Below are 15,454 nucleotides of genomic sequence, written 5' to 3' on the forward strand. Positions count from 1 at the left end.
CAACTTTTCTGTTCACAGGCGCCGACCCCTGCCGACGCGGATTTTTTATTCGGCTTCAGGCCTCGGTTTCGCGGGTGCCGATCTCTTTCGAGCTCAAGGCCCAGGCCAGTGCGTGGAGCTGTTGTTGTTCCGTGTCCCTGAGTTGCTGCAGCTGCTGGCCCAGGCTCGGTGCGCCAAAGATGCCGCGCAGCCCCTGCGCCGGATCCCCCAGACTCTTGGCGCCGCCGGGGCGGTCGAAGGTTTTCAGGCCGCTGCTTTCGCTCGACGTGTCGCGGTTGAACACCCCGGACAGCGTGCTGCTGCCGAACACGCCGCCGTCGCCGCCACCAAAACCGAGGAAACCGCTGCCATTGCCGTCGCTGGTGCTGAGATTGCCGAACACTTGGGCGATGAAGCTGTGCGCCAGTGCGCCGTTGTTGATGAAGATGCTGCCCAGCGGCGGCATGTCGGCCCCGGACGTGCGCACCTCGAACAATGGCGGGAAGCCCAGCGGTGCGCCCAGATCCCCCCTCGGTGGCGCGAAGATCACCGGCTGCAGCGGTGTGTCCGGCAGCGAGGGCAAGGCTGGCGCCACCGAGCCGTGAACCAGAAACTCGGTGTCGCCGACCTGTGTGGCCGGATCGCCCGGTTGAGTCGGTTGGGTCGGCTGCGTCGGTGGGTTGATGGCGAAATTGTTGGAATTGGCAAAGCTGCTGCCGGCGTTGCCTGCCAGGTCAGTGACGTTGCTGGTGTCCAGGGTGATGAAGTTGCTCGGGTCGGTAACGCCAGTCGCCGCCGTCAGCGTCGCCGTCCAGGTCTTGCCGCCGTCACTGCTGGACAGGTTGCTCAAGGTCCCGTTGGCGACGCTCAGGTCCGACAGGTCGAAGCCCTTCACCGCCTCGCTGAAGGTAAAGGTCACCAGCGTGCTCTGCCCGTCTTTCAGGTTCGGGTTGGCGATGACAATGGTCGCGGTCGGGCGGTCGGCATCGAGGGCGTAGTTGTTGGAGATCGCAATCTGCGAACCGGTGTTGCCCGCCGCATCGAAGACCCGCCCGGTGTCGAGCACGATCAGGTTACTCGGGTCGGTGACGTTGGCGGTCGGGGTCAGCGTCGCGGTCCAGGTCTTGCCGCCATCGCTGCTGGTCAGGTTCGACAGCACGCCGTTGGCCACGCTCAGGTCCGACAGGTCGAAACCGGACACCGTCTCACTGAACGTGATGGTGACTGTAGTGCTCTTGCCGATGCCCAGTATCGGGTCGGCGACCACGATGCTCGCGGTCGGACGCGCAGTGTCGATGGCGTAGTTGTTGGACACGGTGGTGCCCACACCCGGGCTGCCGCCCAGATTCTGCACGCCGGCATTGTTCAGGGTGATCAGGTTGGTCGAGTCGGTGACGTTGGCGTTCGGCGTCAGCGTGGCCGTCCAGGTGATGCCGCCGTCGCTGCTGGACAGCCCTGACAGGTGCCCGTTGGCGACACTCAGATCACTGAGGTCGAAACCGGTGACCGCGTCGCTGAAAGTGATGGTCACCAGCGTCGTCTCGCCGGCGGTGAGTGACGTGTCGGCCACCACGATGGTGGAGGTCGGGGCCAGGGTCTGCACGCTGTAGTTGGCCGAATCGGTAGTGCCGGTGCCGCTGTTGCCGGCCAGGTCCGTGTAGCCGCTGTTGTCCAGGCTGATCACGTTGGTGGCGTTGTTGACACCCGAGGCCGGGGTCAGCGTTGCGGTCCAGGTGACGCCGCCATCGCTGCTGGACAGGTTGCTCAGGGTGCCATTGGCCACGCTCAGGTCGGACAGGTCGAAGCCGCTGACCGCCTCGCTGAAGGTGATGGTCACCACCGAGGTTTCCCCCGAGTGCAGCTCGGTGTCGCTCAGGGTGATGGTCGCGGTCGGCCGGTCGTTGTCGATGACGTAATTGTTCGAGAGCGTGGCGCCGGTGCCCGTGTTGCCGGCCAGATCGGCGACACCGCTGTTGTCCAGGGTGATCGTGTTGGTCGCGATGGTGCCGACGGTAAACGGTGTCAGCGTCGCCGTCCAGGTGATGCCGCCATCGCTGCTGGAGAGGTTGGACAACACGCCGTTGTCGGTCGTCAGATCGCCGAGGCCGAAGCCGGTCACCGCTTCATTGAAGGTGATGGTCACCTGCGTGGTCTCGCCGATGCCCAGTGTGCTGTCGGCGACCACGATGGTCGCATGGGGACGCTCGGTGTCGATGGAGAAGTTGTTCGAATCGGTGGTGCCGACGCCAGCATTGCCGGCCAGATTCTGAACCCCGCTGTTGTTCAGGGTGACCAGGTTGGTCGGGTCGGTGACATTGGCGGTCGGCGTGAAGGTGGCCGTCCAGGTGATGCCGCCGTCGCCGCTGGTGACATCGCTCAACGTGCCGTTGGCGATGGTCAGGTCACTGTTGTCGAAACCGGTCACTGCCTCGCTGAAGGTGATGGTCACCAATGAGGTTTCACCGACCTTGAGCGATGGGTCGGACACGACGATGGTCGCGGTCGGCACTTGAGTGAATACGGTGTAGTTGGCCGAGCTGGTCGTGCCGGTGCCGGCGTTGCCCGCCAGGTCGGTAATACCGGTGTTGTTGAGGACGATCAGGTTGGTGGTGTCGTTTACCCCGACGTTCGGCGTGAACGTCGCGGTCCAGGTGGTGCCGCCGTCAGCGCTGCTCACCGCACTCAAGGTGCCGTTGGCAACGCTCAGGTCACTGTTGTCGAAACCGGTCACCTTTTCGCTGAAGGTGATGGTCACCTGGCTCGTTTCACCGGGTCGCAGGTCAGTGTCGGTCATGACGATGGTCGCGGTCGGCCGCTGACTGTCGACAACGTAGTTATTCGAAAGTGTGATACCGCTGCCGGTGTTGCCGGCCGCGTCGGTAACGCCGCTGGTGTCGAAGGTGATCAGGTTGGTGGTGTCGGTGACGCCGGCCATCGGTGTCAGTGTGGCGGTCCAGGTGATGTTGTCCGAGGTCGTCAACCCACTGAGGGTGCCGTTTTCGACAGTCAGGTCGGCCACCGTGAAACCGCTCACCGCCTCGCTGAAGGTGATGGTGACCTGTGAGGTCTGACCAACGCCCAGTGCCGTGTCTGCAACCACAATGGTCGCTGTCGGACGCTGGGTGTCGATGGCGTAGTTGTTGGAGTTCGAAACGCCGACACCCGCATTCCCCGAGCTGACCCCTTGCACGCCGCTGTTGTCCAGCGTGATGACGTTGCTGGCGTCGGTGATGCTGGCGGTCGGGGTCAGGGTCGCGGTCCAGGTGAGGCCGCCGTCACTGGTGCTCACCGCGCTCAAGGTGCCGTTGGCAATGCTCAGGTCGGCGTTGGTGAAGCCCGTCACCGCCTCGCTGAAAGTGATGGTCACCAGCGAGGTTTCGCCGATTTTCAGGCTGCTGTCCGCCACCACGATGGTGGCCGTCGGCGCCATGGTGTCGATGGTGAAGTTGCCGGAACTGGTGGTGCCGGAGCCGGCGTTGCCCGCGATGTCGGCAATACCAGTGTTGTTCAGGCTGATGATGTTGGTGCTGTCGCTGATACCGGCGGTTGGCGTGAACGTCGCCGTCCAGGTGATACCGCCGTCGCTGCTGCTCACCGCCGTCAACGTGCCGTTGGGCACGGTCAGGTCGGCGTTGGTGAAGCCGGTCACCGCCTCGCTGAAGGTGATGGTCACCAGGCTGGTTTCCCCGGCAGTCAGGCTGGGGTCGGCCATCACGATGGTCGCGGTCGGGCGCTGAGTGTCGATGGCGTAGTTGTTCGAGTCGGTGCTGCCGGAACCGGCGTTGCCCGCCTGGTCGGTCACGCCGGTATTGTCCAGGCTGATCAGGTTGGTCGAATCGGTAATGTTGGCGGTCGGCGTGAACGTCGCCGTCCAGGTGATACCGCCATCGCTGCTGCTCACGGCCGTCAAGTTGCCGTTGGCAATGGTCAGGTCGGCATTGGTGAAACCGATCACCGCCTCGCTGAAAGTGATGGTCACCAGCGAGGTCTCGCCGATTTTCAAACTGTTATCCGCCACCACGACAGTCGCCGTCGGGCGCTGGGTATCGATAGCGTAGTTGTTGGAGTTGGTGGTGCCAGCACCGCTGTTGCCACTGGCGTTCTGCACCCCGCTGTTGTCCAGGGTGATCAGGTTGGTCGAGTCAGTGATATTGGCGGTCGGCGTGAGCGTCGCCGTCCAGGTGATGCCGCCGTCGCTGCTGCTCACCGCACTCAGGGTGCCGTTGGCGATGGTCAGGTCAGCGTTGGTAAAGCCCGTCACCGCCTCGTTGAAGGTGATGGTAACCAGCGATGTCTCACCGACTGTCAAGCCGTTGTCAGCCACCACAATGGTCGCCGTCGGCTGTTGGGTGCTGATGGCGTAGTTGTTGGAATTGGTGCTGCCCGTACCCGCGTTACCGGCCAGATCGGCAACACCGGTATTGTTCAGGCTGATCAGGTTGCTGGCGTTGTTGACGTTGGCCGACGGCGTGAAGGTCGCGGTCCAGGTGATACCGCCGTCACTGCTGCTCACTGCGGTCAACGTGCCGTTGGCAATGGTCAGGTCGGCGTTGGTGAAACCGCTCACCGCTTCACTGAAGGTGAAGGTGACCAGCGACGTTTCGCCGGCCCTCAAGTCGTTGTCCGCCACCACGATCGTCGCCGTCGGGCGTACGGTGTCGATGGCGTAGTTGGTCGAACTGGTGGTGCCGGAACCGGCGTTGCTGGCCAGGTCGGCGATACCGGTGTTGTCCAGGGTAATCAGGTTGGTCGAATCGGTGATACTGGCGGTCGGCGTGAAGGTCGCCGTCCAGGTGATACCGCCGTCACTGCTGCTCACCGCACTCAAGGTGCCGTTGGCGATGGTCAGGTCGGCGTTGGTGAAACCGGTCACCGCTTCGCTGAAGGTGATGGTCACCAGCGAGGTATCACCGATTTTCAGCGCCGTGTCGGACATCGCGATGCTGGCAGTGGGGCGCTGGGTATCGATGGTGTAGTTATTGGACGTCGTGGTACCGACACCGGCCACGCCATCGGAAATCGCCGTCACCCCGGTGTTGTCCAGGGTGATGACGTTGGTGGCGTCGGTCAGGTTATTGTTGGGCGTGAACGTCGCGGTCCAGGTGACACCGCCGTCGGACGACGAAACGCTGGTCAGGGTACCGCCTTCGATGGTCAGGTCGGCGTTGGTGAAACCGGTCACCGCGCGGCTGAAGGTGAAGGTCACCTGCGACGTGGTGCCGACGTGCTGCGCCGGGGTGCTGACCACGATGGTCGCGGTCGGCGGCTCGACGTACGCGGTGTTGAGGGTGCCACCGTTGTTATAGATGGCGGCGAACGCCAGCGGCACGCTGCCGGTCACCCCGCCACCCAGCTCGGAACCGCCGGAACCACTGCCGGCGGCGTTGCCGCTGATGTTGCTGAAGTTGGAAGCGGTGATCAGCACCGTACCGCCCTGGTTCCAGATCGCCCCGACGCCACGACCGCCATCGCCGCCATTGAGGTTGTTGCTGCCTTGGCCGCTACCGCCGCCACCGCCGCCGCCTGCGCCGATGTTGTTGCTGATGACCGACGTGCCGATGACCTTCAGCGTACCGGTCGAAGCGTTGTAAATGCCGCCGGCCGCATTGCCGCCAACACCGCCGACCTTGTCCCAACCCGAGCCGCCGCCACCGCCGCCGATGGAAAGGGTGCCGTTGTTGGCCGTACCGCCATTGCCGCCGTTGCTGTAATAGGACACCCCGATACCGCCCGCGCCACCGATGGTGGAGCCGCCCCGGCCGCCCATGTGGGTGGCATCGTAACCGCCGCCGTAGCCACCGACGCCGCCACTGCCGGCCTGCCCTCCCAGCGTGCCGGTGCCCGGCCCGGCGGTCCCGCCATGGCCACCGCCCTGCCCGCCAAGACCGCCGCCGCCACCACCACCGCCACCGTAGTTGGCGCCGGTGACACCACCACCACCGCCACCACCGGCCGCCGCGTTGCCGGTCACCGAGACATTCTTGAGCGTAAGGATACCGGCGTTGAAAATCCCGCCGCCCATGGCACCGGTGGCACCATAACCGCCATTGCCGCCGTTGCCGGAGACCAGGCCACGGGTGATCACCAGGCCATCGAGGGTCACGGTACTGCCGGAGTTGATCTCCACCACCCGGGTTTTGTACTGACCGTCGAGGGTGACGTCCGCGACGCCGTCGTTGTTCAGGTCGCCATCGACGGTGATGTTCTTGTTGATCAGCAGTTCAGAGGTGAGCTGCACGGTCATGCCGGCGCTGAAGGTCACGATATCGCCGTTCTGCGCCGAAGCGATCGCTGCACGCAACGAACCGACCCCGGTATTGGCGTTGTTGGTCGCAGTCCACGTCGCCAGGCCCCACTGATACTCGCTCATGGCCTGGGTCGACAGCACGTTGACGCTCTCGATGCTGCCGGTGGCGATTTCCAGATCCCAGTCGCCGCCCACGCCGGTGCGGTTGCTGGACGCGGCGATGTCGCGCCCGGTCAGTTGCGCCAGCGAATCGACGAAGCTCAAGCCGCGCTCGCCTTCGGCGGTGTAGCAACCATAAATGAGGATGTCGCCGCCGACATTCATGTCCTGGCCGATCTGCGCCAGCACGGCGCTGCGCGCGGTAATGTTGTCGGCCGACAGATAGGTGTCGCCCAGCCACAGGTCGCCGGCATTGCCGTGGGCGATGATCTGCACCGAGCTGACACCGTGGTGCTGATCGAGGTAATCGGCGATCTGTTGCAGGCCGTCCTTGCTGGCATCGAGCTTGACGATCTGCGTACCGGGGGCGATGCCCTGCAGCAGGCTATCGGCATCCTTGACCCGCGAATCGACGAACACCACGCTCTGCCCCGGTACCGCCACCGGCGTGGCAGCAGGTGTGGCGTCGGCCTGGCCGTGGCTGTCCTTGCTGGTGGACGCGTGATCGCCATTGGCGGTCGGCGCCTTCGCCGCGTCGGTGGCCGCGTGGGTATCGGCCTGGGCGGCTGTGTCGGCAACGGTGGCCGCAACCGCGCCGTCGAACAGCATGCGCGGCTCCAGCGACACGATCAGCGGCGCTGCCGGTGTCGGCGAATCAGCGCTCGCCCGCGCCTTGCCCATCGCCTGTCCACGACTGTCCTGTCCACGACTGCCTTGCCCGCGAGTGCTCCACCACATGCTGCTCACCCAAATCGAACCGTTGTAACGCGTCAATGAAAAACGCCGCGATCAGTTGATCGCGGCGTCGGCTTTCATACGAATGACATTGGCGGCGCTGGCTGAGCCATCGAGCCAAAAGGACAAATCGGCATATTGTTTGAACAGGTCCGGCGGCAGGATCGTGCGCCGTGACTGCAGTGCCACCCGAGGCTTGACCCGATGCAGGCCGGCCACGCCGAGGGCCTGGTCGAACTCCGGCGCGTCGTAGGCCAGATGCTCGAAATCGTGCTCGAACCAGGGTTCTTCGATGAAGTCGTAGACCAGCCGCAGCACCCGCTCCGGTGCCTGGCTGAGCAGGTCGTAGTCGACGATCAGCAGCGAGTCGGCGTGCTCGCCGTAATAGGCTTCCTTGAGCGCCGCCCAGGCGAACCCGACCAGGCGGTTGCGCTGGGCCAGGGTTTCGCAGCGGCTGTAAACGGTATTGCGCTCCCCGGCATCGCCGAACAGCTTGGTGTTTTCGTAAGGATTGGCGCGGTACAGGCGTTCCAGGCTGTCCATCACCCAGGCGACATTGCGCACACAGGCAATGACTTTGGCCTGAGGGAACAGATCACGGACCGCAGGCAGGCGGGCCGACCACAGGCGGTTGGTGTCGAACACCACTTGCTTGTCGGCCTTGTCGGCATAGTACGAGTCGAACACGCCGCGCAGCAGACGGCGGCGCATATCGGTGTCGATCACCGCGCCGAACTCGCTGCCGGCGCTGCACTGATCGAGGATGCCCGAGCACAGCGCGCCAACGGGGCTGGTCATGCCGGCATGGAAACGAGGGTTTTGCAGGAGGATGGCTGACAGCAGGGTGGACCCTGAGCGCGGCAACCCGGAAATGAAGTGAAAACGGCGCAATCCTTTCACCCTACGACAGTCCTTTTGTAGGACAAAGCCTAGCGCAACAAATTATTTCCGCCCAATAGTATTTTGGCATCAATTTCCTGACAGGGCTTTTCGCCAGGGTCTACGCTTTTCGACGCAATGCAGCATCCCCCCTCAACGGCAAAGGAAAGCAGTCATGGAAGTATTCCTCGGCACCATTCAAGGCTTCGGTTTCAACTTCGCACCCTCCGGCTGGGCGTTGTGCAATGGGCAAATCATTGCCATCGCTCAAAACAACGCCTTGTTCGCGCTGCTCGGCACTTTTTACGGTGGCAACGGCGTGAGCAACTTTGCGCTTCCCAACCTGCAATCGCGCATGCCGATCGGCCAGGGCACAGGCCCGGGTCTGTCGACTCGCACCATCGGTGAAGTCAGCGGCACCGAACAAGTGAGCGTGATGGTCAGCAACCTGCCGCAGCTCCCGATCAACACCGCAACGCTGGCCGTCAACACCACGATCAAGCTGGCCAGCACCCCAAGCAACCCGGTCACCGCCCCGACCAGCACCAACGCCTATCTGGGTGCGTCGAGCGGCGGCCCGGGTTCGGCAAACATCTACTCCAATGCGCAAGGCTCGGAGCCGGTCAACCTGCTCGGCACCCAGAGCACCCTCACCGGGAACCTGTCGATTCCCGGTGGCAACCAGCCGCTGCAGACCATGAACCCGTACCTGGCGATCAACTTCAGCGTCGCCCTGTCGGGCATCTACCCGTCACGCAACTGATGGACGACGCCGGAGCCTGGTGCTCCGGCGTTCTTCACCTTTTCTGGAGACCGAACATGCTGCAACACGTGACCGGCGAACACTTCCGGCCCCTGCTCGACCAGCCCTGCCCGCTGCACCTGCCCGATGGCAGCCAGTTGCCGATTCAGATCGAGTCCGTCGATGAGCGCCCTCGTTCGCGTCTGTCGCAGGACCATCGAATATCCTTCAACGTCCAGTTGCGCAGCCTGGCACCGACCGATTTCATCGACGGCCTGTGCAGCCTCGACCTGCCGGGCGCGCAACGCTTGGAAAACCTGTTCGTCTCCCGCGAACCGGCCATGGGCCGCGACGAACGCTTCGGCTACTACTGCATCGTGTTCAACTGAGATTTCGGGTCGGGTAGGCGCACCCGATGACCGTATCAGTCCGGCTTGCCGGCGGTGGCGTTCTCGAAATCACTGCCGCCGGCAAGCCGGACTGCTACAGATGAGATTTATACGACCCCTGTGGGAGCGGGCTTGCCCGCGAAGGCTTTTGACTCTGGTCGAAGGCCGTGGGAGTGAGCCCTGCTCGCGAAAGCGTCAGGCCAGACAATGCCATGGTGACGGGGCCACCGCCTTCGCGAGCAGAGCTCCCTCCCGCAGGATTTTGAAGTGCCTGGGCGGCTTCGGTACGACACCCACCCTGTAGCAGTCCGGCTTGCCGACGGTGGCGTTCTCGAAATCACTGCCGCCGGCAAGCCGGACTGCTACAGATGAGATTTATACGATCCCTGTGGGAGCGGGCTTGCCCGCGATGGCTTTTGATTCTGGCCGAAGGCCGTGGGAGGGAGCTCTGCTCGCGAAAGCGTCAGGCCAGACAAACCCGTGGTGGCTGGTCTACCGCCTTCGCGAGCAGGGCTCCCTCCCACAGGATTTTGAAGTGCCTGGGCGGCTACAGTGCGAGCGCGGGCTGGTCCGGGTACCACACCAGACGCTGCGCCATCAGGTGCGTCTCTTCGACCTGAAACCCCAACGCCAGATAATGCTGGCGTGCATGGGGGTTGCTCGCCCACACCACTGTCGCCACCGGACAGCGCACCTGCTGCGCCGCCTGCTGCACGCCGCGCAGGACGATTCGCCCGTAGCCTTTGCCGCGGGCCGTCGGGATGAAGGCCAGGTACAGCACGCGGATCTCGTTGACGCCGAAGTCGGCGCTGATCACGCCAATCGGTGTGGCGAGCTTCTCCACCACATAGTGCATGGCGTTGGGAAACTCCTCGCCTATGCCGCGCTCCTGCACCTGAAACTGCTGAGCGACGATCTGTTCGATCTGCTCCTGCTCACCGTCGATCCATTGCAGGTCCGCCCGCGCCGAGTGATACAGACGCTGCAAAAAAGGACCATCACTGGCCCGTGCGGGGCGCAGGCTCAAGCCGTCGGCACTGGCTGAACTGTTCAACATGCTGTGTTCTCCCTGAAGGTCAAAAGCCGCTTTCCCGTACACCCAATGCCGCCATGCGCCGCCACGTCGCCCCCAGCAGCGACTCGTTGCGCCCCTGCAACACCGCCACGCCGCGCAACGGCCGCTCGGGGCTGAGGCTGTCGTCGAGCAGGCGCAAGCGCACGCCGTACTGGGCCTGCACCGGCTCGGGCCGACGGCTGTCGTCACGGCGCACGGCAATCGGGCCGTGGTTGTCACTGGTCAGCGCTTCCTGGTCGATGAAGGCGACGCCGTTGCTGTCCACCTCCTGCAACCGCACCGCCAGCGCCGGACGCGCCGGATCGTCGGCAATGAAGCGGCCATCGGCCCCCGGCGCCACTCGCCACAGCGCTTCTTCGGCGAGGTAACCGCGTAGTCGCGAGCCCGGCTCGACGATCCGCGCCAACGTTTCCCGGGACGACAGCCAGCGGCCCACCGCCAGTTGCGGCAACAGATCGCGCACCTGACCGCTCTGCGGGGCGCGCAACAGCAGGCGTTCCTTCTGCGCCGCCAGCCCGCGAAACTCGGCCACCGCCTCGGCCAGCCGCTGCTGAAGAATGCCGGCATCGGCAGCGGTTTCACTGCGTCCGGCCTGACGGCGCAGTTGCAGTTGAAGAATGTCGATCTCGCGCCGCACGATGACCTGCCGCGAGTCGATGTCCGGCGACTCCAGTTCCAGCAGCACATCCCCCGCCGCCACCCGCTGGCCGTCGACGACGTTGATCTGCCGCACCCGCGCGGCCGCCGGCGCATGCAGCGCAGTGACCCTGCCCGCCTCCAGCATGGCCGGCACTTCCACACTGCTGCGCCACGGCACTATTAGCGCCAGAACGATCAGCAACACCCCCGTGCCGGTCAGCAATACCCGTGGTCCGTGGGCCTGTTCACGCCGCGACCACCATTGACGGGCTTCGTTGAGCACCGGCAAGGCAATGAACCACGCCAGCTCCACGCCCATGAGAAAGATCCCCAGCAATTTGAAGAACAGGTGGTACACCGCCAAGGCGATGCCGAAGAACAGCGCCGCCCGCCACAACCACGAACAATACCCCCAGATCAGCAGGCGTTTTTTCATCGACGGCGACCACGGTTCCGGCGCCGCTTCGCCATAGCCAAACAGCCATTCGCGCAGGCGCCAGCGACACAAGGCAAAGGCCCGGCCTTGCAGGTTGTCGACCTCCCACAAATCGCTGAGCAGAAAGTAGCCGTCGAAGCGCATGAACGGGTTGAGGTTGATCGCCAAAGTGGTCAGCCAGGTGGCGCTGGCGAGCATGAACGCCGCCGAACGCAACGGCCCGTCCTCCAACAGCGACCAGACCAGCAAGGCCAGCACCGCCAGCAGCATTTCCGCCAGCACGCCACCGGCGCCGATCAGCAATCGGGCACGCCGGTCGTTGACCCGCCAAGCGTCGCTGACATCGGTGTAGAACATCGGCAGCAAGACCATGAACGCCACACCCATGCTTTGCACCCGGCAACCGGCGCGCTTGGCCATGAAGGCATGGCCGAACTCATGACAGAGCTTGGCGAAGAACAGCGACATGCCAAACGCCATGGCGCCGGCCAGACTGAACAGGTGTGGAAAGGTCGCGATGAAGCGCTGCCAGTCCCGCGACACCAGAAACACCCCCAGCAGCAACGTCAGCGGCAGGCCGAAGCGCAGCAATGCAGGGCCGAACCGCGCCAGCCACGGCCAGGCGCGATTGAGAAAGGCATCGGGCCGCCACAGCGGGATACGGAAAAACAGGTATTGATGCAGCACGGTCTTCCACAGCCCCTGACGGCTGGCGATGGCCTTGAAAAAATAACTGGCGCGCTGCTGCGGGTCGCTGGCACTGATCAGGTCATGGCTGCGCAGGAACGTCAGCAGCGCGATGACTTCCTGCTCCTGCAACGGCAGACCGGGCTCTCGATTGGCGGCCCGCAGCACTTGCGCCGGGTCGCCCAGCGACCAGTGCCGCAGCAGGCGCATGGCCTGCGCCCCCAGTTTGAAATAGCGCCCGCGCAGCGGATCGGCAAGGGTCCAGCGCGGCGAGCCGTCCAGCGCCGGTGCCGCAGGCGACAGTTGCAGATCGGCACGCAGGCTGGGCAGATTCATTTACAACCCCAGGCTCTGGCGCAACCCGGCCAGCGGTCGGCGCAGCAGATACAGCGCCAGCGGTGCGCGTTCACCGAAAACCTTGGCCGTGCCGCGCAAGCCGATGCGTGGCGTCGGCGCATCGAGAAAGCGCGCATCCAGGCGATAGGCCAGTTGCCCGCCCGGCGTCGGTTGCGCCTCGTAGGCCGCGCGCTCCAGTTGCGCCGGGTGGCGCTGCAACGGATCGCTGTCGAGGAACAACGCCACCTCCGCATCCGCAGCCAGCTGGATGGCGTCGCCCACCGCCAGTTCTATGCGCAGTTCGGCCTGCGCCGGGTCGGCAATCTGCAACAGCCGCTCGCCGGTCTGCACCGGCTTGCCGGTCCAGCGCTCGGCGTCGGCGAACACTGCGATGCCGTCGCGTTCGGCGCGCACTTCGCTGCGTTTGAGCAATTCCCGGGCGTAATCGCGCTCGGCGCGTTTCTGCTCGACCCGGGCTTTCAACAGATCAACCTTGGCATTCGACTCGGCATCGGCAAAGGCGCGCTGGGCGTTGGCCTTGAGCTCGGCTTCGGCAACATCCAGCGCACGCTCGGCAACATCGGCCTGAGCCTTGAGCGTGGTGCTTTCGAAGCGCAACAGCAGGTCGCCGCTTTTCACTGCCTGGTTGGGTTTCACCAGAAACTCGGCGATGACCCCGTCCAGCGGCGCCGTCACCACCCGCCCTTCCAGCGGCACCACTTCCGCCGGGGCCAGCACCGACTGGCGTACCGGAATCAGCAGACAGGCCAGAACCAGCAGTGCCAACACCACCAGCCGCTTGCGCTTGAGTTGCAGGCGCCATGGCTTGCGTGGCTGCACGGCCAGCCAGGCGTGGCTGTAGGTGTCGCCGAGCTGCGCCAGCAGCACTTGTTCAGCCGGATTCCACGGCACGTCCCGCGCCAGCCACAAACCGCCGAACACGTCGCCGTCACGGTCCTGCAACGGCAACCAGAACACCTGCGCTGCCGACAGGCTCTGCCAGTCGTCCTGCACCGACGCGGCGAACCCTTCGGCAGACACCACCGTCGCCAGCGTTCCTCGTCCCTGGCGGAACAGTTCGGCGCACGCCTGCTCGACAAAGGCGACAAAGGGCGCATTCGGTTCGACCTGGCTGACCCCGGTGACCGCCCGCACCTTGCCGGCGATCAGCAACGCTGCATGGCGAAAGCCGAACAGCGACTGGCCGTCATTCACCAGGCTGTAGGCCAGTTGTTCGCCACTGCGGGCTGCACGGGTCTGCCGCTCCAGATCGAGAAAACGGGCAAAGACCTGTTCGAGCTGGCCGGGCCCCGAAGCCGGAGCGTTCATTGCGACTCCGCGAAACGCGCGGTGCCGCTCATGCCGCTGAGCAAGCCATCGGCTTGAGGCAGGCTGGCCACCAGCAACAGCGTCTGGCTGCCTTCGTCGATGCGCGCGCCGAGGCGCTTGAGGGTCGCGGTCAGCGGGCGGCCTGTTTCATCGGGCACGAAGCTGAAGGTTTGCCCGATCTTGAGCTTGCCCATCCAGCGTGACGGCACCAGCACGTGTACTTCCAGAGTGTGGTTGTCGACGATGGAGAGCAGCGGCGAGCCGGCCGAAACACTTTCGAAACGCTGCACCTTGCGCTCGACGACTTGCCCGTCGTAAGGCGCGATCACGCTGCAACGCTTGACCTGGACCTGATAGACCTGTGCCTGCGCCTGGCTTTCGGCGACCTTGGCCTCGGCCCGTGCCACCTCGAAACGGCCCACCGAATTCAGCGAAGCCAGTTGCCGGTTATGCGCCAGCTCTTCACCGGCGCCACGGCTGGCGGCCTGGGCGGCACTCAGTTGCGCCTGATACGCCGAGCAGTCGAACCGCGCCAGCGTGTCCCCCTTGTTGAAGGTTTCACCCTCGCTGAACGGCAACTCGACGATGCGCCCCGACAGCTCGCTGGCCAGCATCGCCTGATCGCGGGCGCGCAATACGCCACGGGCTTCGCTGTCGCTTGCGGGATGTTCGACGGATGTGCCGGGGGATCGGGAATCGAGCAGCGGATCGCTGTCGGCATGAACATTGCCTTGAAACAGGCAGAGAGCAAACACACTCGGCAGAACTCGGGTCCACAAACGCTGCATTGCCGTGACTCCTTGTCACTTCAAAACCCATCATGGGGAGCGGTTTGCATCCATCGCAGCAGATGGCGATGTGACGAAAACAGGTCCGAAAACCAACGTCAATCGTACTCGGGAGTTCAGTATGGCGAATGGCTCGCCATGGGCAATGACGGTAATCGGGAATGGGGGGTATGTCAAAGTGTTGCGAATAACGGCACCGCGTCGACAAACACGACGATTCACCGCTCGTCGCGACAGCCGTGGCTGTCTTGGAACCATGATGTCGGGCCCTTACCCTGCAAGAAACAGCAGACGCCCAAGCCGCGTGTTTCCCGCCAACTCAAATAATTCGGGGGTCCCATGAGCTGTCTGATTTGTGCCAATCATGCAGAAACCATCCAGTGCCCGGAAGGCTGGGAAGAACGGTATTGCCCACAGTGCGGCCGTTACCGTATGTCACAGGCGCTGGTGCTGTCGCTGATGGATCAGGGACAGATATTCGATATCGAGAAAATGCGCCTGTGGCTTGAAAGCCGACGACGGGCGGACTCGCTGCCCTCGATCGAATTTCATGAGGCGTTGCTGGTGCAGTAATCGCGGCGTTTCAAATAAACAGGTACTCCAGGCTGTCGGCTTTCGCGGCCGTAACCTGCTCATCGATGCCTTCCAGATACTGCGACTTCAATTCCTCGATCAGCGGCCCGAGGATGGGGTTGGATCTGAAGTCCGCCAACAGCGTATCGATCACGCTGTCGACCTTCTCATGGGCCGCCCTCACGCTGATGGGCATCAGCGGGTCGAAACGAAGATTTTCCATTTCATCATCCAGGCGCTTGAGTAACGGCTCGGCCTCACGCATCTGGGCGCGCATCGCATCGGGTGAAGATGGCATCGCTGGCGTCTCTGTCTGCTGCTTCATTGAGAGTCGGCATTAAGCCGACCCCGCGTATCTGCAATGCAGCGTCATTGTCTTAAAACTGAAACGTAACGGTAGGCTACCTGCCACATAAATCAAAATATTTCGCTGGTATGATCGACATCTTTTTTTGCGGGTG

General features: G+C 63.9%; 10 protein-coding genes. 3 read left to right on the forward strand and 7 right to left on the reverse strand.

The genetic code is table 11. From position 1 onward, the window contains the following. Positions 1-55: 55 nt before the first annotated feature. A complete protein-coding gene (locus ACIPL0_RS23670; protein WP_400601278.1) occupies positions 56-7,123 on the reverse strand; it encodes an Ig-like domain-containing protein in 7,068 nt (2,355 codons plus the stop codon). A gap of 51 nt (positions 7,124-7,174) precedes the next feature. Further along, positions 7,175-8,020, reverse strand: coding sequence for a sulfotransferase family protein (locus ACIPL0_RS23675; RefSeq protein WP_400601279.1), 846 nt, complete (start codon positions 8,018-8,020; stop codon positions 7,175-7,177). Between the two features lie 154 nt (positions 8,021-8,174). Here ACIPL0_RS23675 and ACIPL0_RS23680 point away from each other — a divergent pair, with 154 nt between their 5' ends. Continuing rightward, complete coding sequence (locus ACIPL0_RS23680) at positions 8,175-8,762, forward strand: phage tail protein (RefSeq protein ID WP_400601281.1); 588 nt, start codon at positions 8,175-8,177, stop codon at positions 8,760-8,762. A 56-nt stretch (positions 8,763-8,818) separates the two neighbouring features. Then, positions 8,819-9,130, forward strand: a complete 312-nt coding sequence (locus tag ACIPL0_RS23685; RefSeq protein WP_400601283.1) for a DUF6916 family protein — start codon at positions 8,819-8,821, stop codon at positions 9,128-9,130. 547 nt (positions 9,131-9,677) lie between these two features. Here the strand turns inward: ACIPL0_RS23685 and ACIPL0_RS23690 are convergent. Genes ACIPL0_RS23690 through ACIPL0_RS23705 form a run of 4 tightly spaced genes read right to left on the reverse strand, consistent with a single transcriptional unit; the run spans position 9,678 to position 14,420 of the window. Beyond that, entirely contained in the window at positions 9,678-10,187 is a 510-nt protein-coding gene (locus ACIPL0_RS23690; protein WP_400601285.1) for a GNAT family N-acetyltransferase, read from the reverse strand. A gap of 19 nt (positions 10,188-10,206) precedes the next feature. After that, the gene (locus ACIPL0_RS23695; protein WP_400601287.1) at positions 10,207-12,303 is read right to left on the reverse strand and encodes a biotin/lipoyl-binding protein; all 2,097 of its coding nucleotides are present in this window, start codon (positions 12,301-12,303) and stop codon (positions 10,207-10,209) included. Beyond that, positions 12,304-13,632, reverse strand: coding sequence for an efflux RND transporter periplasmic adaptor subunit (locus ACIPL0_RS23700; protein ID WP_400601289.1), 1,329 nt, complete (start codon positions 13,630-13,632; stop codon positions 12,304-12,306). It abuts the gene before it with no gap. Continuing rightward, positions 13,629-14,420 carry an efflux RND transporter periplasmic adaptor subunit gene (locus ACIPL0_RS23705; RefSeq protein WP_400601291.1) on the reverse strand — a complete coding sequence of 264 codons (792 nt, stop codon included), beginning with the start codon at positions 14,418-14,420 and terminating at the stop codon, positions 13,629-13,631. Before ACIPL0_RS23705 ends, ACIPL0_RS23700 begins: the two co-directional genes overlap by 4 nt. Before the next feature lie 339 nt (positions 14,421-14,759). Between ACIPL0_RS23705 and ACIPL0_RS23710 the strand changes: the two genes are divergently transcribed. After that, a complete protein-coding gene (locus ACIPL0_RS23710; protein ID WP_400601293.1) occupies positions 14,760-14,993 on the forward strand; it encodes a hypothetical protein in 234 nt (77 codons plus the stop codon). A 10-nt stretch (positions 14,994-15,003) separates the two neighbouring features. Here the strand turns inward: ACIPL0_RS23710 and ACIPL0_RS23715 are convergent, their stop codons facing one another. After that, positions 15,004-15,318 (reverse strand): hypothetical protein, encoded by a 315-nt coding sequence (locus ACIPL0_RS23715; protein ID WP_400601295.1) that lies wholly within the window; start codon positions 15,316-15,318, stop codon positions 15,004-15,006. Positions 15,319-15,454 lie beyond the last annotated feature (136 nt).

The organism is Pseudomonas sp. NPDC090208, assembly GCF_044746785.1.
GTDB lineage: Bacteria > Pseudomonadota > Gammaproteobacteria > Pseudomonadales > Pseudomonadaceae > Aquipseudomonas.